Consider the following 19,048-nt stretch of genomic DNA (forward strand, 5'->3'; position numbering starts at 1 on the left):
TACGAACAACACGCTGCAAACATCTGTTTTAATTTACTAAACCTGCAGAATAGACGACACGAGCAGCTGCGTGTAAGGCGCTTGCGGGTCATCCAGAACGCGGTCTGTCAGGCCCTGTTCGACAATATGGCCGTCTTTCATGACCATGATGCGATGGGACAGAAGACGCGCCACTGCGAGGTCGTGGGTCACGATGACAACCGAAAGGCCGAGATCGCTCACCAGACCGCGCAGCAGGTCGAGAAGGCGTGCCTGCACGGACACGTCGAGACCGCCAGTCGGTTCATCCATGAAAACAAGACGCGGCGCTGTGACGAGATTGCGCGCAATCTGCAGACGCTGACGCATGCCGCCGGAGAAAGCGCCGGGCTGGTCGTCGATGCGGTCGGCAGCGATTTCGACACGTCCGAGCCATTCAGTTGCCGTGTTGCGAATATTGCCATAATGGCGCTCGCCAACAGCCATAAGCCGTTCACCGACATTGGCACCTGCCGAAACGGTCATGCGCAGACCATCCGAAGGATTCTGATGCACGAAGCCCCAGTCGGTACGCATCAGAAAGCGGCGTTCAGCCTCTCCGATCTTGTAAAGATCGCGGAACTCGCCATCACGCATTCGATATTCCACGCTGCCCGATGTCGGTTCCAGACGTGTCGCCAGACAGTTGAGCAAAGTCGTCTTGCCCGAACCCGATTCACCGACGATGGCCAGCACTTCGCCCGGCCACAGCGAGAAATCGATATCCGCGCAACCGCGACGACTGCCATAAAACTTCGAGAGATTGCTGACTTTCAGCAGAGGTTCGACGCTCATTTCAATACTCATTTCAGGGCTCCTTTGGCTGCGGCCTCATTGTTCGCTGCCAGATGACCAAAGTGGCCATTCGCCTGACGATCTTCACAATAATCGGTGTCGGAGCAGACAAACATCGAGCCGCCACGGTCATCGAGCACGACTTCGTCCAGATAGACGCCGCGTGCGCCACACAATGCGCAAGGCTGTTTGAATTTCTGCACTTCAAATGGATGATCCTCGAAATCGAGGCTCACGACATCCGTATAAGGCGGTACGGCATAGATGCGCTTTTCACGACCGGCACCAAACAGCTGCAAAGCTGGCGACATATGCATCTTTGGATTGTCGAACTTGGGCGTCGGCGACGGTGCCATGACATAGCGCCCTTCGATCATCACCGGATAATCATAGGTCTTGGCGATATGGCCATGGCGCGCGATATCCTCGTAAAGCTTCACATGCATGAGGCCATATTCGGCAAGCGCGTGCATCTTGCGCGTTTCGGTTTCACGCGGTTCCAGAAAACGCAGCGGCTCAGGAATTGGCACCTGATAGACAATCACCTGCCCTTCAGTCAGCGGATATTCCGGAATGCGGTGACGTGTCTGGATGATAGTCGCCTCACCCGTATGGGTGGTCACGGCAACATCAGCGGTTTTCTGGAAGAATGCCCGGATGGAAACGGCATTGGTCGTATCATCAGCGCCCTGATCGATAACTTTGAGCACATCATCCTGACCGAGAATTGCCGCCGTCACCTGCACGCCGCCTGTGCCCCAGCCATAAGGCATCGGCATTTCACGGCTTGCGAACGGAACCTGATAGCCCGGAATAGCAATGGCTTTCAGGATAGCACGACGGATCATCCGCTTTGTCTGCTCGTCCAGATAGGCGAAATTGTAATTGGCTAGATCGCTCATTCTGCTGCTTCCTTGCCTGCGGCAATATTGGCTGCTGCTTCCTTGCCTGTGCCGATATTGGCTGCTGCTTCGGTTGCCAAAACTTCAGTCTCGTTGTTCGCTTGTTCATATTCCGCACGCATACGGCGGATGAGATCAAGCTCGGCCTGAAAGTCCACGTAATGGGGCAATTTCAGATGCTCGACGAAGCCCGTCGACTGCACATTATCGGAATGGGAGATGACAAATTCTTCGTCCTGCGCGGGTGCTGTCACATCCGCATCGAATTCGCGGACACGCAGCGCCCGGTCGCAAAGCGACATCGACATGGCTTTGCGCTCGCTTTGTCCGAACACCAGACCGTAGCCACGGGTGAACTGTGGTGCCTGCTTGGACGAGCCTTTGAACTGGCTCACCATCTGGCATTCGGTCAGCTGAACACGGCCAAGCGAAACGGAAAAGCCGAGCTCAGGCACATCAAACTCAACCTCCACCTCGCCAATGCGGATTTCACCGACAAATGGATGCGTGTTGCCATAACCGCGTTGCGTGGAATAACCCAGAGCCAGCAGGAAGCCTTCATCACCGCGCGCCAAAGCCTGCAAGCGCAGATCACGCGGCATCGGGAACGTCCAAGGTTCGCGGGTAAGATCGCCCGGCTCATGCCCCTCCGGCATCGCACCGTCTTCTTCGATCATGCCGTTGACACCGAGAATATCGGTCACGCGTGGCGTTTCTTCAGGCTCAATCGCACGCACTTCCGGCTCGGGAACACTGACATCACCCGCCAGTTCCGGATCAAGCAGACGATGCGTGTAGTCAAATGTCGGCCCCAACAACTGCCCACCGGGCAGATCTTTATAGGTGGCCGAAATGCGGCGTTCGATCAGCATATTCGCGGTCTCAAGGGGTAGCGAATAGCCAAAACGCGGCAGGGTTGTGCGGTAGGCACGAACCAGAAAGATTGCCTCAATCAGATCGCCCCGCGACTGGCGCACGGCAAGTGCTGCGAGCTCTCGGTCATAAAGCGAACCTTCGGCCATGACGCGATCAACGGCGAGACCCAGCTGTTCGGCAATCTGGTCAAGACGTAACGCTGGAACCGAGCGGTCGCCACGACGGCGATCATCAAGCAGACGGTGGGCATTGCGGATGGCGGTTTCACCGCCCTTTACTGCAACATACATGGATCAACCCTCCGAACTAACGATACGCGTGGTACGCGGAAGCGCTGCGACTTTGCCGTCAGCAACGAGTAGCAGATCGATACCCAACGGAAACAGCGCGCCATTTTCACGCCATTGCGCAGCAAAATCCTGCGGCAGACCATCGACGTTCAGCACAGTTTCATCCTTGATGCCCGGGCCTTTGAGGGTGAACCCCTGTCCGCTATCGAGCGACGATACAGCCAGAACAACGGTCGTCGAACGGTCCGGAAATTCTGGTTCTCCTTGGGAAAAGGAAGAAAGTGCTGGCAGCGATTGCGCATCACTTACGAGCGCGAACTGTGCTTTAGACTGATCCCCAACGATGGGCGCGCCGGCATGGAATGTCAGCCAGGCTGTTGCATCCTGATTGGCTGCGACTTTGGCGTCGACCCAGACGCTTGCGTCGTGATCAAGCAGCGTTGCAGCGATCAGGCCAAGCTCTGGCGTGAGTGGCTTTGATGGCACAGCAGCACTCGGCAGCGAATAGATGCGACCGGGATTAGCCATTGCGTGCATGACCGCATGAAACGCCATCTGCGCTTCATTGACTGGATCTGTCAGTCCGCCCTCAAATGCAGAAGTAGAATGGAGCATCAGTTGTCTCCCCGAACCATAGTGAAGAAATCGACTTTTGTAGCGGCAGCTTCGCCACGCCGTTTTGCATCTGTGGCATCAACACGCCCGCGCAATGTTTTAAGCACATCGCTTTCGATCGCATCGCGGGTGGCTTCATCGATCCAGAGCGCATCAAACAATGCGGCAAGCCTTGCCTTTTCCTGATCGCGTCCAAGCGCATAGGAATGTCCTACAGAGCCATTCGCCAGACGAACAGTTGCGCGGGTAACGGTTGCCTCGCCTACATTGAACAGGGCACCGCCACCGCCAATGCGGCCACGCATCATGACCAGTCCGATTTCCGGACCACGCAAAACTTCAAATTCAGGCTTGTCCGCCCAGTTCTGCCAGAACGTTTTCAATTCTTCACCGCTTGCGCGCGCGAGAAGCGCCATGCTTGCCTGACGTGCAGCCTGCGTTGTATCCAGTGCAAAATTGGCTCCAGCCGTGGAGCCATCTCCACTTTCGACTGTCGTTTGCTCCGTCGCGTTCATGAGCTTATCCGCCCTATCTAATCCGGTTGACTTGATAACCTTAATTGTCTATTCATATAGACAACTATACAATATCAGAATAGATACACCCTGTCAATGACAGGACGATGACAATTGATGACAAAGGCGCCGATGAAAAAGAGCGGACGGATTGAAAGAAACAGCGGTGTAGCCATCTGGCGGCAGATTGCCGACGAGATACGCGGTGACATCATGGTCGGGAAACTTACAACGGGTGCGCGCATGCCAGCCGAAATGGATCTGGCTGAACGATTTGGCGTCAATCGCCATACCGTACGCAGCGCAATTGCGGCTCTTACTCAGGAAGGTGTATTGCGCGCGGAACAAGGACGCGGCACCTTTATCGCCAATGCAAAGCGCCTCACCTACCAGATCGGGCGCCGCACGCGTATTTCACAAGCGCTCGCCCCACAAGTGAGCGAAACCAAGGGCATACTGCTCAGCTCTTCTTTGGAAACTGCGACTACTGACATCGCGCAGGCGCTTGGAATGGATATTGGTTCTGTAGCCTTACGATTAGAGACCATGCACAGCGCCGACGGGCACCCCATCTCAATCGCCACTCACTGGGTAGATTCAAACGCTTTTCCGACTTTCACCGAAGATTATACGGCCAGCGGCTCGATCACTTCCGCTTTCAAAGCGGCAGGCATCAGTGATTATTTCAGGAAATCGACTGTGATATCGGCACGCCATGCCGATCCAGACGATCTCAAACATCTCAAATTGTCTCCAGGTGCAATCGTTCTGACCGCTCGCGCAATTAATATCGATACTAAGGGAAAGCCTATACAATATTCACTAACACGGTTTTCTTCAGACCGTATGGAGTTCGTGATAGAAACTGACAATGAAAATAACTCAATCATGTGACCACCTTTTTCCTTGGACTTGGCCTTCAAAAGTTGAGAGCTTCTGTTAGACAAGACTGACAGGAGACTTAGAATTGAAGCAGCAAGAATTTGCAGAAGGGTTCAAACGCGAACCCGCGTATGTATGTCGAACTGAATGATGAAAGTATTCGGGCAGGACGTCACCGCACGGGGTGGCCTGCCCGATGGGGTGATCCGTTTGGAGTGTTAGTGCATGGTCGGTCTTCTGGCCACCACCGGTGTTGAGGCTGGCCGACTTTGTTGTGGCTGTCCGACATCAGCGCCCATGAGACAGAATTGGCTTCATTGCGAAGAGAGGATTTCCAGTGGTGCCGGAATGTTCATCCCAGGGAACTCGTTCCACCACGGGATATATCCGCTCGTGAAAAGATAGGAATGACCATCCAGCGAACACAACGTGCCGCGCCATGGTTCTTCTGTTCCTTTGCGAACGACTCGAAATGAGGTATTGCGCAGCCAGATCAGATCACAGTTGGCGACCCGATCTTTGGCAGCCGTCCGAAAGCCCCGCTCTTCTTCTGGCTGATAGTTTGTCGTCTTATGGATCACGACACGGTCGGGTGTCATGTCCGTCGTCGAATGATTTGAGACGTTTTGGGCTTTGGAAGAACGGAGTTTCCGGCTCGGTTTGCATGTTGATTTAAGCCGCTTTGGCGTGGTGGTTCAAGCGGCGCTGTCGGATTGTGTCTCGTTTGATCCTTTCACGTTCGATGAGGATGGTCTGGCCGCGTCCGAAGTAGACGTCGGCCGGGGTGAGATTGTCGAGGCTCTCGTGGTATCGGCGATGATTGTAATGCTCGACGAAGGCCGCGATCTGGGCTTCGAGGTCTTCCTTGAAGAAGTAGTTTTCCAAGAGAATGCGGTTCTTCAGCGTCTGGTGCCAGCGTTCGATTTTGCCTTGTGTCTGCGGGTGGCCAGGAGCGCCGTGGACCTGGTCGATCTTGTATTTGTCCAGCCATTCGCCGAGATCGGACGCAACGTAACACGGGCCGTTGTCGGACAGCAGGCGCGGCCGATGTTCGACCTTGACCTTGTCGCAGCCTGAGGCGGCCAGTGTGTCAATCGGCGTCGTAACGGGACCCCTTATCGGCTCCCAAAAGGGACCCCTGCCTCTAGTTGCATCGGGTCAGCGCGCGTAGGCCCGGAGCTCTCCATTTAGCGCAGGGGCCTGCGGGCGCGGGTTGTTTGTCTTTTCGGCTTTAGCTTTGAGAGCGGTTTTTAAAGCGCCAGGATTCGTTCCCGGTTTCCACGATCTCGCAATGGTGGGTGAGCCTGTCGAGTAGAGCGGCGGTCATCTTGGCGTCGCCGGATACGGCCGGCCACTCGCCGAAGGCTAGGTTCGTCGTGACGATGATCGATGTCCGCTCGTAGAGCCTGCTGATGAGATGGAAGAGGAGCTGGCCGCCCGCCTGGGCAAATGGGAGATAGCCCAGTTCGTCCATGATTACGAAGTCGAGCCTGGTGATGAAGTCGGCCAGTCGTCCCTGCTTACCGCTACGTGCCTCCGTCTCGAGCCGATTGACGAGGTCGACAACGTTGAAGAAGCGGCCTCGTGCTCCGTTGCGGATCAAGGCACGTGCAAGCGCGATGGACAGGTGGGACTTCCCCGTGCCGGTTCCGCCGACCAGAACGATATTGTGCTGCTCGGCGAGGAAGGCCCCGGTTGCGAGTTGGCGCACCAGGCCTTCGTTGACCGGCGTGTCGGTGAAGTCGAAGTCGTCGATGTCCTTGGCCAGTGGCAGCTTGGCGACGGTGATCTGGTATTTGATGGACCGTGCCTGCTTCTCGGCGATCTCCGACTGAAGCAGGTCACCGACGATGCGCGGCGGTTCGTGCTGTCGCTTGATGCCGGAGGCCATGATCTCGTCATAGGCGCTACGCATGCCGAACAGCTTCAGCGTGCCCATCATGTCGAGGATTTGGGATCGTTCCATATCAGCTTGCCCTCCTGAGGCTGTCGTAATGGGCGCAGTCGGCCAGAGGCTCATGGGTCAGGCGAAGCGCATCGGGGATGGAAAGGATGGCAGCCGGCTGCGGATCACGCTTGCGGGCCAGAATGTTGATGATGACGGCGGCCGAGAACACGCCCTGATCGATCGCCTCCTGGCAGGCCGCTTCGACGGCGGGGAGCCCGTCCAGGCCCACGCATTCGAGGATCGACACCATCTGCCGGTCGCCGTCATGCATGGCCTTCAGCCGGCGGCGCACCTTCTCCATGGCGGCGGGCAAAACCCAGTCGTGGAACGGCGCACCGTTGCGCAGTGCTCCCGGTTTGCGGGTCAGGACCGGCACGTAATGCCAGGGATTATAGATCGTCTCGCCACGGCCGAAGCAGCGATCGTGTTGGCCGATCTCCACGCCATCCTGCCGGATGACGATGCGATCTGCATAGGCATGTATCTCGGCAGGGCGGCCGACTGCCGTGGACAGCACCGAGTATTTGTTGTTGTCGAAACGCACGAGGCAGGTCTTGCCGATCGAGGCCTGCACAGCGTGGAAGCCGTCGAATTTGCCGGGATAGCCGACCAGGTGCGGCCGCTCCGCATCGAACACCTCCCAGATCGTGCGCTCCGTCTGATCGACGTGCTTATGAGCGCGGGCGTAACTGATGCACTTGTCCAACAACCAGCCATTCAGTTCATCGTAGGATTTGAAGCGCAGCCGCGGCGTGAAGAAGCGTTCGCGCACCAGATTGACCTGGTTCTCGACCTGGCCTTTTTCCCATCCCGACGCTGGCGTGCAGGCCACCGGTTCGATCAGGTAATGGCTGCACATCTGTAGGAAGCGGCGATTGTATTGCCGTTCCTTGCCGACGAAGACCGTCTCCACCGCGGTCTTCATATTATCATAGATGCCGCGCGTGCAGGCCCCGCCGAAGAAAGCGAACGCCCTGTCATGGGCGTCGAAGACCATCTCTTGCGTCTCGCGCGGATAGGCTCTCACATACATCATCCGGCTGTGGCAGAGCCGGATATGCGCAACCTTCACCGTCGTCGTCACGCCGTTCAGCACGACAATCTCGTGGCTCCAGTCGAACTGGTAGGCCTCGCCCGGCGCGTAATAGAGCGGTACATAGGCTTGCGCCGTCACGGACCCGCGCTCCTTCGCCCAGGTTCGGGCGTAACGCCGGACTGTGTCGTAACCGCCCTCGTAGCCGAGGTCGCGCAAGTCCTCGAATATCCGGATCAGTGTCAGCCGTTCGCGAGAGGATTTGGCCTCATTGGCGAGCAGCATTCCATCGAGCTGACCGCGCCAGGGGCCGAGCTTCGGCTGAGGTTGACGGCTCCGTTCGTATTTGAACTCCGTCTCATCGGTGCGCAAAACCTTCCGCACCACTTTCCGCGATATGCCCAACTCCCGACAGATCGCCTTGATCGACTTGCCCTGAACATGGGCTAGCCGCCGTATCTTCAGAATTGTTTCCACAATAAGCATCCAAACAAAAAGCCTCCGATGAAACCGGAGGCTGTTGTAACCCCATCGCAGATGGGGGTCCCGTTTGGACGCCGATCACCCCATGTGCGGGGTCCTTATTCCATGCCTAATCACATCCACAATAAGCATCCGAACAAAAAGCCTCCGATGAAACCGGAGGCTGTTGTAACCCCATTGCAGATGGGGGTCCCGTTTGGACGCCGATCACCCCATGTGCGGGGTCCTTATTCCATGCCTAATCACACTTCATCGCTCAGCCGGAACGACCGGGCGTTGATAACAGTTCGAGCTGCCTCGAAGAGGAATCGCTCGATGACAGCGTCGAACACACCGTTAGCCCTGACCCACATGTCGGGATCATTACGGACATGCCGTTTCTTTAATTTGAAAGACTGTCGGTTCCACACATTGTCGCCGGCATATTTCTCATTGATCAGGATTTGATGGACGGTCCCTCTCGTCCAGTTGCGCCCAAGGTCGGATTTGATGCCCCGCTTATTCAGATCAGTTGCAATTTCGCTCTCACTTTCCCCGTGATGGACAAATCTGCGATATATTTCGCGAACCAGCTCCACCTCTTCAACCGGCCCCAAAGTGAGGATCACACGGTCAGTCTGAATGCTTTTGTGCTCACCGCGCTGTAGAATACCTTTCACCTGGCCGCGTTCATCGATCAGGGTTCGTCGTAAGCCGAAACCAGCTGGTCCGCCTTGCCGGTACCCCTTTTCGATCAGCCGGCCCTGCCCCGCGAAAACCTTCGCCGACAACTCACGGCTATACTCTCCAGCCATAGCCCGCTTAACGCCTTTGACGATGGTGGACACCGGGCTGCCGTCATTTTCAAACTGTTCGGCGCAATACTGGACAGAGATCCCGGCACGGCGGCAGATGTATTCGTAATAAGCGCTTTCATCGGCATCTTGGAACCGGCCCCATCGACTTACGTCATAGACCAGGACCATCGTGAAATCGGTTGTGCCGATCTGCACGTCCTCGATGAGCTGGCGTAGCGCATCGCGCCCTTCGATTTTCAGGCCACTCTTTCCGGAATCCGCGTATGTCCGGACAATCTCAATACCACGCGCCCGAGCATAGTCCCGAATTGCCTCCGACTGGTTTTCGGTAGAATATCGCTGATGATCGGTCGACATACGGACATATTCGGCAGCCCGAATTGGCTGCGGCTCCGATGACATGCCGTTAAAGGTCTCCCGATCCACTTTTTGCCCCTCCTGTCGTTGATCAAAGGCGCTTGATCCTGAGGCTGGCGCGGCGCCGAGCACATCCATTTTTGCAGACATCCGCATCGCAATCCTAGCGCATGAAGGAGCGGAAGATGTTGCCGAAAAAGGGCAGTAAGTTGCCGACTTGGCCCGGCTTTCTGGGTGACCGAGAGGTCCTTGCCCTCACCGTCGCCGATCTCTTGAAGAAAGAGCATGGCGATAGTCACCGCGCAATCAAGGAGTTGATGCGCCAGACAGGCGCCAGCGAACGAACCGTAAAACACTGGCTGTCTGGTCAACATGCTCCAGAGGTTATGTTTTTCCTTCGGCTCGTGGTCTCCTCGCCGGTCGTAAGAGCGTTTGTACTTGGTATCATCGAAGGCCCGGCATCCGAGCAAACTTCTCCTGCGAACGATCGCGTCATTCGCTTTGCGACCAGAGAAGCTTACGCCACCTGTCACTGTACCCTAATTAATCAGATTCTGCGGCTTCGGAGCATTTTGGGGCGTTTTTATACCCTTAATTACAATACATCCACAGGCAACACGCTTCAGTGCTCGATGCCGCTTGAGCGCTTCCAGATTGCATCGGCCCGCGCCAGAAGCGCTTGACGATCTGCCTCGGATCCAAGTTCGGAGATGGCCTGACGAGCTGCCTGCAGAGCGCTCTCGGATGCACTTGGGCGGCTCGTTCCATTTGTTTTCTGCCCGGTCGGATGCTCTGTTTCCCATCGCCCCGGAAGCCGCTGGTCGAGGTAATGCGTCAATGCTCGTATCCGTTCAAACACCCGACCATGCTGCGGAAAGGCACGGCGCAACCCCCGAACCGCACGTTCGTTTCCTCTCAGGATGATGGCGGCACCCAACAAGGGACGGGTCATGCCGACGTCGACCGCGGTGAGCGCTATCAATCTTTCGCGCTCATTTGCGGAGATAACGGAAGCTGAGCGGCAGACGTCCAGCATCGATACGACATGCAGGGTCAGATCCATCCGGCGCAGCCGCCTGAGATCGTTGTTCGCCACAGCCGTTTCTAGGACCTGCGCGCCACGTGCAGCGCGCGCAAGTAGCCGGTCTGATACAGCCCCGGCCGGATATTTCGCCGCGAGGGACTGACCACAGGTCTCGCAGGTCAGCGACCACGCGAAGCGCCAATGACGAAGAGCGAGACCGGGCGTTTGCTCCGCGCACCCCGGACAATGCTGGAAGTCATGCCGCGACAGGTATCGCACGGCATGATGCACCGTATCCGGAAGGGTCATGGCGGCAATCTCATGCTGGGTCCGTTGAACTGCCGAGCAGAGGCGGGCCCAGTCCACCTGTCCGAGATTGTTGATACGCTCCAGCACCCTGCCCTGCCCCAATCCGAGATAGCCGCAAAGTTCTTCAGCGGAGCAGTGATTGGCCCTCGCCAATCGCCCGATCCAGCTGGACAGAAGCTCATCGCGTGCAGGTGGCGGTCGAAACGGTAGCGGTCCGGGGGGGGTCACCCGAATGCAGCGGCGGGCTGGCGAGGGATGTTCCACGCGTGCTTCGTCCAAACCGGTTGCCAAGCCTGAACCGCTTCGTCCGTGATCCGCTCTTCTCCGGTCTCGATCGCATCGATAGCCAGGGACTTGATCATGATGAACACGCGCGAGGTGACGCCGCCAGTCACTTTCAGGATCGTCCGAAGCGACGCCACCGTAAGGCCTGAGCGTTGCTCAAGCGCCATTGCCGCGATCAGTGTCTGGATGAGGCGGGAGAACTCCACGTCGTCTTCCCAGAGCGGCAAGTAGTGTTCATCCAGACGTCGGGCCAATTGGTCGTCTCCTCGAACGGCCTCAAGGGCCTCGTTCACGCCAAAAACGACAAGTGATGCGCACAGATCATTGGCGAGGAACCGGAGCATGTTCAGGAAGCGGCGTTGCTCCCGGTAGCTGCCAGCAAGCAGATTGTGCACCTCGTCGATCATCAACATCCTAAGGTCCATATCCCGAAGATGACTGAGCGCGCGCACCTCGAGCTCGGACACGGTATGCCGGCCCCACATCGGCGCCCCGATCGTCGCCAGGATGTGCTGATAGAACCGGCGCTCGTCCGGCGCAGGCGGGGCCTGAACCAAAAGGATGGGTGTCTTCGTGGCGCCCAGTTCGGCGTTGTACTGTGTTGGATATTTGCTCGCGATACGCTTGGCGATCATAGTCTTGCCGATACCAGAGCTTCCATAGACCATCAGCCCCGGCATCCGGCTTTGCTGCGGCATTTCCATCAAGGATGTCAATCGGTTGAGAACGATCGTGGCACGGTCAAACGCGATCCAATGATCGCCGCGGATACGGTCAGTTCTTTCTTCTGGGGTCATTAAACTCATCAATCTCATAGGTTGGGAGATCAGGGTTGCCTGTATCAATCGCGAACATTTCGCGCGACGGATCGCGGCGCGGTTGGTGCCGGGGAAGCCGAGCACCTCTTTCGTTTTCCAACCGGGCAGTCCGCGTCTTTTGGCGCGCCGCCTCAGCCAGCCGCCGCTGCGCGTCAATCAATTGGAATAGGACCCGCTCGTTGATCCGGCCACCATGTTTATCCTGCCACTCTTTCCGCACCCGCCGACTTTCCCAAAGCGATATCCGCGGGTGGCTGAGATCCCGGTAGCGCGCCGAGATCACGCGGCCATCATCGGTGATGACCCAGATCTGCGACAAGTCTCGCGGATCGTATTTCACCTGTAGCTTGCCCTGCCTGCGTCCCACCAACGACGCAAAGACATCGCTCCAGTAGTGCACCCCGAAGAGCGTGACCCCGGTGCGCCCGAGCTGGCGCCACTCGAAGGGCAAGAAGCTCGTCCGAAAGGCTTCGACGTCGACGACCTGCCGCCCCGCAGTATCCCCGCCCAAGTCAGCCCAGGCAGCCAGCGGCGTTCGGCCGAGGGCTTCGTGAACCGTATTGTGGTAGCGGCAGATTTCCAGATGAAGCCAATCCTCGAACTCGGCCAGGGTCAAGGCCGCATGCTTCTCACTGTCATAGTCGCCCTTCTCGACGATTGAGGACTGCGTAGTCCCGGGCAGCACATGAACGGCCCCCATAGTCGTTCCGATCAGCCGTTCGACATGGCCGCCGTAGTGTTTGCCGCCAAGCGGACGATACTCGACAGCAACGCCCCAATCTTCACAGGCCATTCTGAAGGCGTCGCTGTGGAACTCCTGCGCATTGTCGACGTGGATCGCCTTCGGGATGCCGGCCGTCGGCCAAACCACCTCTTCCAGTGTTTCTGGGAGGTGCACCGATTTCCGACGCACGCAGTGATCGAGACATAGTGCGATCGACAAGACAGATGGCTCATCGAAAGTGACATAGACCCCGAGAACGATTCGGGTCGCGACATCGATGGCTACCGTCAGATAGGGGCGCGCAAGCGGCCGTCGATTGACGTGATCTACCAACGTGATGTCCGAAGTTGTATGATCGATCTGAACGACTTCCAGCGGGGCCGAAACTTCAAGGCGGCCAGGACGCGCGGCAAAGACCTTGTCAGCTTCCTCTGTCCCGTGCCTTTTACGGAGAACCTTTCGCTGATCCATCGCGTCGAGCCGGGCTTTCACCGTCTTCCGGGTCGGCGGCTGGAACCCCTTCGCCTCGCATTCCGCGCGGATCTCCCGCCAGATTCGTAAAAAGCTCGACCGTTCGCGGACCAGATAATACCTGCGCAGGCTTTCATCGATGAGGTCTTCGACCCCTTGCGCGATCCGTTTCGACCCCGGTTTCGGCCCGCGGGGACCCAATTCCAGCGCCGCAGCGCGCGCATCGTTCTCTCTCAGACGCCGGTAGAGCGACCATGTGTGGCTTTTTGCTAAGCCCAGTTCCCAAGCGGCATCTCCGATAGCCGCGCTGATTGGCTCGCCCTTCTTCTCAAGTTCCAGGATCGGACGAAGAACCGCTGCACGATGTTTCGCAGAAAGCTCGTTGACCACGTAAATCCCTCGCCTCAATAGGTCGACACTTATCCACAGTTCCGACCTTACGGCAATAAAAGGTACAGTATTGTAATTAACGATACAATATGAAAATTAAGAATACAGGTCACTGTTGATATTGTTACAAAATTTCAGACCAGATTCTGATTAATTAGGATACGGTGACAACAGCTCCATGTCCCATCGGATAGACAGAAGCTCGGCCAGTTCCCTGACAAACGCAGTGCCGGGCATCGCTGTTCGACGTGCCAGCATTCGTGTGGCCAAAAACAGCTTTCCGGCCGGTCCCGGATCTCCATTCGCGGGAGTCAGCAAAACGGCGTCGCGCAGCGCATTCTCTTCTTCATTCCGATCGAGCATGCGGGCCGCGACGGCGGCTGATTTCAGGGCTAGGCGGTCGCGCCAGCAGCCGAGCCAAGGAGGGTCGGCGCGGATCAAATCGTCGAGGGATTTCAATCCGATACCGGCGGCGAAGGCGGCATCAATTTCGTCGATGTCACGGCCATATGCCAACGTCCAGCCCGGCATGTTCGCCGACCATGTCACTGATGGAATTTGCACTTTGGTGATCGAGTTCATGCTTCGCAGTATAGATCAAATGTGCGGTTTATGCTATCTATATAGATGCAAACCGCACTACATGTCAGAAATATAAAATGTCCGATAATCTTGCATTATCGGACATCTTTCTCATTATGGGTGAAATGGCCCAAATCATCGAGCAAAACACCGAAAATCACGTCGAGAAGACCTCAGCGCCGTCTCTCAGTACGGTGACCAGGCATAATGTTTCCACGCCGGAGGTGTTGGGTGACAGCGCCCTCCCCTCCCCTACTGATCAGGATCAGACGCCAGCGCATCTTACCAGCCTCGCCGATCGCGCCCGGGGATACGTTGAAGCCGCGAGTTCTGCGAATACCCGCAAAGCCTACGCCGCAGACTGGAAGCACTTTTCGGCGTGGTGCCGGCGGTCAAACCTGGCTCCTCTTCCTCCGCATCCTCAAACCATCGGGCTCTATATCACTGCCTGCGCTTCCGGCACGGCTGAACGGGGTGCAAAAGCGAACTCAGTCTCGACCATCGAACGCCGCCTCTCCTCCCTATCCTGGAACTATGCCCAGCGCGGACTCGTGCTTGACCGAAAAGACCGGCATATCGCCACCGTGATGGCCGGCATCCGCAACAGCCACGCCAAGCCACCGGTCCAGAAGGAAGCGGTCATGGCTGAAGACATCATCGCCATGGTCGAGACGCTCGATCGCAGCTCTCTGCGCGGCCTGCGGGATCGGGCTATGTTGCTCGTCGGCTTTGCTGGCGGTCTTCGGCGTTCAGAGATCGTTGGCCTTGATTTGAAGGCCAACCAGACCGAAGACGGCCGCGGCTGGATCGAAATTCTCGACAAGGGCATGCTTATTACCCTGCGCGGTAAAACCGGATGGCGAGAGGTCGAGGTCGGCCGCGGCTCAGCCGATGCGACCTGCCCGGTTGCCGCAATCGAGACCTGGATCAAGTTCGCCAAGCTGGCTCATGGCCCCCTGTTTCGTCGGGTGACGGGGCAAGGAAAAGCTGTCGGGTCAGAGCGGCTGAACGACAAGGAGGTTGCTCGGCTTGTAAAAAGGGCCGCGATGGCGGCAGGCGTTCGCGGCGATCTCAGCGAGATCGAGCGCGTCTTCAAGTTCTCCGGACATTCGCTGAGAGCGGGCCTCGCCTCCTCGGCCGAGGTCGATGAACGCTATGTCCAGAAGCAGCTGGGGCACGCGTCAGCAGAGATGACTCGCCGGTACCAGCGAAGGCGCGACCGCTTCCGGGTAAATCTGACCAAGGCATCCGGACTTTAGCTGTCCCCTCCCCTTTCCCGCCAAGCGCTTGCAGCAGGACCGTTTGTGTATTATAGTCATAATAGTCATTTTGGTTATAGGTGAGACGATGCAAGCATCAACGCACGAAGATATGAGCTGGACGGTCGCTGGCGCGAAGGCAAAGCTCTCGGAAGTTATGGAACGTGCGCAATTGGCGCCTCAGACAATTACCCGCAACGGAAAGCCGAGCGTGGTCGTCGTTTCCGCAGAAGAGTGGCAGCGGAAAACTGGGCGTAGGGGATCGCTCGCGGAATTTCTGTTGGCATCGCCTCTGCGCGGCGCGGATCTGGATCTTGAACGGCAGCACGACGAGCCACGTGACTTGTCGTTATGAGGCTGCTCCTCGATACGAACGTTCTGTCGGAAGTTACGAAACCTCGCCCGGATGAAGCGGTTCTTAAGTGGCTTCACGGGCTGGACGAAGACCGTACGTTCATCAGCATCGTGTCGATCGCTGAAATTCGCCGCGGTGTCGCGCTGATGGATGCTGGGCGAAAACGCGATGCCCTGAACGAATGGCTCGCGCATGATCTGCCTCAACGCTTCGAAAGCAGGATTATTCCGGTGGAAGGGCATGTCGCCTTGGCCTGGGGCGATCTCATGGCACTTGCCAAGCGAAGTGGTCGGGGGCTTGCCTCGATGGATGGTCTGATTGCCGCCACAGCCATCGCTCACCAGTTGACCCTTGCGACGCGCAACATCAAGGATTTCGAGGGCTTTGGAATAGACATCATTGACCCATGGGTGGACTGATCAGGCTCTTGTTTGTCGATTGAAAGGATTGGTCTCGGTGCTCTCCTACAGCTTGCTCAAAAATCACGCCGGGATCCTGCTCGTCGGGGACTACACGTCCCTGACCTGGCTGCATGAAGTCGTCCATGACGTGAATGAGCGCTCGCCGATTGTGAAAGACAAGGAAGGCTCGTTCCTTGGGTTGGCCTACGATGTGCGCAAAGCATATGAGCGGCAGCGCGAGGTTATTCAGCCGCCAAAACATATTGAAGAAATCGGCGTCCGATATGGTGTCCAGATCCTCTGGCCCGTCCTTATGTTGCAGCAAAGGCTGCTGAGGCAATCTCTCGCGTTCCTCAATCATACTGCCAAGACCCAAACCATAGCCTACGCATTGGAGGCCGTCATCGAAGATGCGTTGCGCGAGGATTTTGGTGCGCAGGCGGGGCATATCATCGATCTCTGGCAGCGCCTTGATCCGGCACAGTCTGAAGTGTTCGACATGATCGACAGTCGAGGGGCAATCTTTTGCTCATGGACGAAGGCGCAGCGGAAGGCCGGCTTTGCGCAGCTCCTTTCGAGTTTCGATCCGATGTATGACCGCTTCTACGCTATGCGATTGGAGAACGGCGAAAAGAACCTGATCTCTCCGACAGAATTCGCGGGCTGGGAAAATGCCGAATGGCCGGATCCTCGGTGGTAGATCACGGGCTCATCAATAGTGATATCACCCGGATAGACGCCCCTCCCCTGCTCTCTGTTGAAACCGCAAGCTTGAAAACCAAGGGCAGGATTTCCGCTTATCGCTTCAATTGAAATCGGAAAGAAAAAGCCACAAATGTGCCCGCGATGGCTCACCTCCGATAAGTAACCCTTATCGTATGTGATATGGTCAACCTATTGACCAATATTGGTATTGCTACTAGTCTGTGCCGTGAACGCAAGCGTGACGAAGGAATTGCCATGACCGTTACCGTAAAGGTGGCCGAGGCCAAAACGCATCTGTCTGAACTGCTGGCTCGCGTCGAAGCCGGCGAGGACTTCATTATTGCCCGTGGCAATGATCCGGTTGCGCGCCTGGTGGCCATGGACGAACGGCGGCAGCGTCTGGCCGCGATTGAAGCGGTGCGGGCACTTCGCATGCAGGCCAGGCCCGTCACCCATGAGGAAATTCAGGAGTGGAAGCAGGAAGGGCGTCGCTGATGGCCTTTGTCGTTGATGCTTCGATCGCTGGCGCGTGGCTGCTGCCGGACGAGGAAAACGCGACCGCCGAACTGGCAATGACCCGCATGATAGAGGAGGACGCGGTTGCCCCTGATCTGCTTCGCCATGAGATCCGCAGCATTCTCCTGAGCGCCGAAAAACGCGAGCGGATTTCGGCTGATTTTGTTCATTCGGCGCTGGCACGGTTTCGCGGCCTACCATTGCAACTGAGCGGCCCCGGCGACGACACGGAAGTGGTGCGTTTGTCCCGGAAATACCGTCTTAGCGCTTACGACGCCGCCTACCTCGCACTAGCACTTCTGGAACAACTCCCTCTTGCCACGCTCGACCGTCGACTGGCGGAAGCTGCCCGTGCAGAAGGTGTGGCGGTGTTTGGATCGCCTGAGCATGAGCATTGATCGCCCTGCTGAGCTCGCGGCCCGTGTAGCGACACTCGACACAATTGCCGCAGTTCTACCCATGGACCGACGGGATGAGCTGGCGGAACTGCTGACCGATCAGGACATCGAGACCCTTCGCCATCTCGTCAACGAGGGCATGGGTGCCAACACGCTGCGCGCGCTGACCTCCGATCTTGCTTACCTGCAGGCTTGGTCGCTGGCGGCGACAGGCCGCTCCCTTCCCTGGCCGGCACCCGAAGCGCTCCTTCTCAAATTCGTCGCGCACCACCTGTGGGACGCAGAGAAACGTCTGACGGATCCGGAACACGGGATGCCGGCAGATGTCGACGACAAGCTCCGGATCCAGGGATTTCTGCGGACGGTCGGACCGCATGCACCCGATACCGTGCGCCGGCGGCTCGCCACCTGGTCCACGCTGACGAAATGGCGTGGGCATGTTGGTGCGTTTTCCTCCCCTGCCCTGAAGTCCGCCATCCGGCTTGCAGTGCGCGCAACGCCACGCCCCAAACGACGCAAGAGCGCCAAGGCGGTGACAGGCGATATCCTGTCGAAGCTGATTGGCACATGCCGAACCGACAATCTGCGCGATGTCAGAGACAAGGCGATCCTGATGGTCGCTTTCGCCTCAGGCGGTCGGCGTCGCAGCGAAGTTGCGGGGTTGCGTAAGGATCAACTGGCTACGGAAGCGCCTATCTACCTTGACGGCGCCCCTCCCCTGCCCTCGCTGTCCATTCACCTGGGACGCACCAAGACCAGCGGCGCGGACAATGATGAGGTCGTCTACCTCACCGGTCGGCCCGTCGACGCGCTGAATGCCTGGCTCGCGCTTGCCAGGATCGAAAGCGGCAGTGTGTTCCGGGCGATCGATCGCTGGGGCAATGTCTCGCAGCGTGCCCTTGATCCGAAGGCCATCAACGACATCGTCAAACAGCGGGCCGAAATGGCCGGTCTCGATCCGAACAACTTCTCAGCCCACGGCCTGCGGTCGGGTTATCTCACGGAAGCGGCCAATCGCGGCATTCCTCTGCCTGAGGCGATGGAGCAATCACGACACAGATCCGTCCAGCAAGCTTCTGAATACTACAACAGCGCCACCAGGCGCAGTGGCAGGGCCGCAAGGCTGATGGATTGAAAAGCTCAAGAAAACTGGCGATGGCTGAATGGCTTAAACAAAGCAGTCTCCGACAAATCCGGGGCTGTTCAGATCGACCCGACGGTCCCGACGACGAAAGCCATCAGCGCCATGTCAAGCCAAGGTCCTGTCACGGTTAAGAAGAGCGCCATTTTGCCGTTCCCA

Annotated in this window: 22 protein-coding genes and 1 pseudogene; 9 read left to right on the plus strand and 14 right to left on the minus strand. The window is 57.6% G+C overall.

Going from position 1 to position 19,048, the window contains the following annotated elements; translation table 11 throughout:
* Positions 1-36: 36 nt before the first annotated feature.
* The 5 genes from phnK to phnG are packed head-to-tail and all read right to left on the minus strand — an operon-like array spanning position 37 to position 4,011.
* Positions 37-825: a phosphonate C-P lyase system protein PhnK gene (gene phnK, locus GL284_RS16875; RefSeq protein WP_230383144.1), complete on the minus strand. Its 789-nt coding sequence runs from the start codon at positions 823-825 to the stop codon at positions 37-39.
* Positions 822-1,715, minus strand: a complete 894-nt coding sequence (locus tag GL284_RS16880; RefSeq protein ID WP_007875096.1) for an alpha-D-ribose 1-methylphosphonate 5-phosphate C-P-lyase PhnJ — start codon at positions 1,713-1,715, stop codon at positions 822-824. The genes phnK and GL284_RS16880 overlap by 4 nt, the downstream gene beginning before the upstream one ends.
* A complete protein-coding gene (locus tag GL284_RS16885; protein ID WP_024897963.1) occupies positions 1,712-2,881 on the minus strand; it encodes a carbon-phosphorus lyase complex subunit in 1,170 nt (389 codons plus the stop codon). The genes GL284_RS16880 and GL284_RS16885 overlap by 4 nt, the downstream gene beginning before the upstream one ends.
* Positions 2,882-2,884: 3 nt before the next feature.
* The gene (gene phnH, locus GL284_RS16890; protein WP_024897962.1) at positions 2,885-3,496 is read right to left on the minus strand and encodes a phosphonate C-P lyase system protein PhnH; all 612 of its coding nucleotides are present in this window, start codon (positions 3,494-3,496) and stop codon (positions 2,885-2,887) included.
* Positions 3,496-4,011, minus strand: coding sequence for a phosphonate C-P lyase system protein PhnG (phnG, locus tag GL284_RS16895; protein WP_131390055.1), 516 nt, complete (start codon positions 4,009-4,011; stop codon positions 3,496-3,498). The genes phnH and phnG overlap by 1 nt, the downstream gene beginning before the upstream one ends.
* Positions 4,012-4,128: 117 nt before the next feature.
* Between phnG and phnF the strand changes: the two genes are divergently transcribed.
* Complete coding sequence (gene phnF, locus GL284_RS16900; protein WP_230383145.1) at positions 4,129-4,905, plus strand: phosphonate metabolism transcriptional regulator PhnF; 777 nt, start codon at positions 4,129-4,131, stop codon at positions 4,903-4,905.
* A 302-nt stretch (positions 4,906-5,207) separates the two neighbouring features.
* Here phnF and GL284_RS16905 read toward each other — a convergent pair whose 3' ends face one another.
* The 5 genes and pseudogenes from GL284_RS16905 to GL284_RS16925 form a co-directional block, all read right to left on the minus strand.
* The gene (locus GL284_RS16905) at positions 5,208-5,492 is read right to left on the minus strand and encodes an argonaute/piwi family protein (RefSeq protein ID WP_131390053.1); all 285 of its coding nucleotides are present in this window, start codon (positions 5,490-5,492) and stop codon (positions 5,208-5,210) included.
* Between the two features lie 73 nt (positions 5,493-5,565).
* A pseudogene (locus GL284_RS16910) lies at positions 5,566-6,000 on the minus strand (integrase core domain-containing protein); the annotation flags it as partial.
* 124 nt (positions 6,001-6,124) lie between these two features.
* Positions 6,125-6,859: an IS21-like element helper ATPase IstB gene (gene istB / locus GL284_RS16915; protein WP_107327912.1), complete on the minus strand. Its 735-nt coding sequence runs from the start codon at positions 6,857-6,859 to the stop codon at positions 6,125-6,127.
* A 1-nt stretch (position 6,860) separates the two neighbouring features.
* A complete protein-coding gene (gene istA, locus GL284_RS16920; RefSeq protein WP_131390051.1) occupies positions 6,861-8,360 on the minus strand; it encodes an IS21 family transposase in 1,500 nt (499 codons plus the stop codon).
* Positions 8,361-8,599: 239 nt separating this feature from the next.
* Positions 8,600-9,667: a recombinase family protein gene (locus tag GL284_RS16925; protein WP_198647702.1), complete on the minus strand. Its 1,068-nt coding sequence runs from the start codon at positions 9,665-9,667 to the stop codon at positions 8,600-8,602.
* Positions 9,668-9,696: 29 nt separating this feature from the next.
* Between GL284_RS16925 and GL284_RS21565 the strand changes: the two genes are divergently transcribed.
* Positions 9,697-10,194, plus strand: coding sequence for a hypothetical protein (locus GL284_RS21565; protein ID WP_230383146.1), 498 nt, complete (start codon positions 9,697-9,699; stop codon positions 10,192-10,194).
* Here GL284_RS21565 and GL284_RS16935 read toward each other — a convergent pair.
* The 4 genes from GL284_RS16935 to GL284_RS16950 all read right to left on the minus strand — a co-directional run bounded on the left by GL284_RS16935 (position 10,134) and on the right by GL284_RS16950 (position 14,114).
* Positions 10,134-11,108: a TniQ family protein gene (locus GL284_RS16935; protein ID WP_196217077.1), complete on the minus strand. Its 975-nt coding sequence runs from the start codon at positions 11,106-11,108 to the stop codon at positions 10,134-10,136. The two genes, GL284_RS21565 and GL284_RS16935, sit on opposite strands and share 61 nt — an antisense overlap.
* Positions 11,069-11,926 (minus strand): TniB family NTP-binding protein, encoded by an 858-nt coding sequence (locus GL284_RS16940; RefSeq protein WP_230383148.1) that lies wholly within the window; start codon positions 11,924-11,926, stop codon positions 11,069-11,071. The genes GL284_RS16935 and GL284_RS16940 overlap by 40 nt, the downstream gene beginning before the upstream one ends.
* Positions 11,904-13,532, minus strand: coding sequence for a Mu transposase C-terminal domain-containing protein (locus GL284_RS16945; RefSeq protein ID WP_155045809.1), 1,629 nt, complete (start codon positions 13,530-13,532; stop codon positions 11,904-11,906). Before GL284_RS16945 ends, GL284_RS16940 begins: the two co-directional genes overlap by 23 nt.
* A gap of 150 nt (positions 13,533-13,682) precedes the next feature.
* Complete coding sequence (locus GL284_RS16950) at positions 13,683-14,114, minus strand: DUF1403 family protein (RefSeq protein ID WP_155045810.1); 432 nt, start codon at positions 14,112-14,114, stop codon at positions 13,683-13,685.
* 125 nt (positions 14,115-14,239) lie between these two features.
* Between GL284_RS16950 and GL284_RS16955 the strand changes: the two genes are divergently transcribed.
* The 7 genes from GL284_RS16955 to GL284_RS16985 all read left to right on the plus strand — a co-directional run bounded on the left by GL284_RS16955 (position 14,240) and on the right by GL284_RS16985 (position 18,883).
* Complete coding sequence (locus GL284_RS16955; RefSeq protein WP_131390114.1) at positions 14,240-15,373, plus strand: site-specific integrase; 1,134 nt, start codon at positions 14,240-14,242, stop codon at positions 15,371-15,373.
* Positions 15,374-15,485: 112 nt separating this feature from the next.
* Entirely contained in the window at positions 15,486-15,728 is a 243-nt protein-coding gene (locus tag GL284_RS16960; protein ID WP_230383150.1) for a type II toxin-antitoxin system Phd/YefM family antitoxin, read from the plus strand.
* Positions 15,725-16,147, plus strand: a complete 423-nt coding sequence (locus GL284_RS16965) for a type II toxin-antitoxin system VapC family toxin (RefSeq protein WP_131390049.1) — start codon at positions 15,725-15,727, stop codon at positions 16,145-16,147. Before GL284_RS16960 ends, GL284_RS16965 begins: the two co-directional genes overlap by 4 nt.
* Before the next feature lie 37 nt (positions 16,148-16,184).
* Positions 16,185-16,829, plus strand: coding sequence for a DUF6904 family protein (locus tag GL284_RS16970; RefSeq protein WP_155045811.1), 645 nt, complete (start codon positions 16,185-16,187; stop codon positions 16,827-16,829).
* Between the two features lie 260 nt (positions 16,830-17,089).
* The gene (locus GL284_RS16975) at positions 17,090-17,329 is read left to right on the plus strand and encodes a type II toxin-antitoxin system Phd/YefM family antitoxin (protein ID WP_131390112.1); all 240 of its coding nucleotides are present in this window, start codon (positions 17,090-17,092) and stop codon (positions 17,327-17,329) included.
* Positions 17,329-17,748, plus strand: coding sequence for a type II toxin-antitoxin system VapC family toxin (locus tag GL284_RS16980; protein ID WP_131390045.1), 420 nt, complete (start codon positions 17,329-17,331; stop codon positions 17,746-17,748). The genes GL284_RS16975 and GL284_RS16980 overlap by 1 nt, the downstream gene beginning before the upstream one ends.
* Positions 17,738-18,883, plus strand: a complete 1,146-nt coding sequence (locus GL284_RS16985; RefSeq protein ID WP_131390111.1) for a site-specific integrase — start codon at positions 17,738-17,740, stop codon at positions 18,881-18,883. The genes GL284_RS16980 and GL284_RS16985 overlap by 11 nt, the downstream gene beginning before the upstream one ends.
* Positions 18,884-19,048 lie beyond the last annotated feature (165 nt).

Source organism: Paracoccus shanxieyensis (assembly GCF_009711265.1).
Lineage (GTDB): Bacteria > Pseudomonadota > Alphaproteobacteria > Rhodobacterales > Rhodobacteraceae > Paracoccus > Paracoccus shanxieyensis.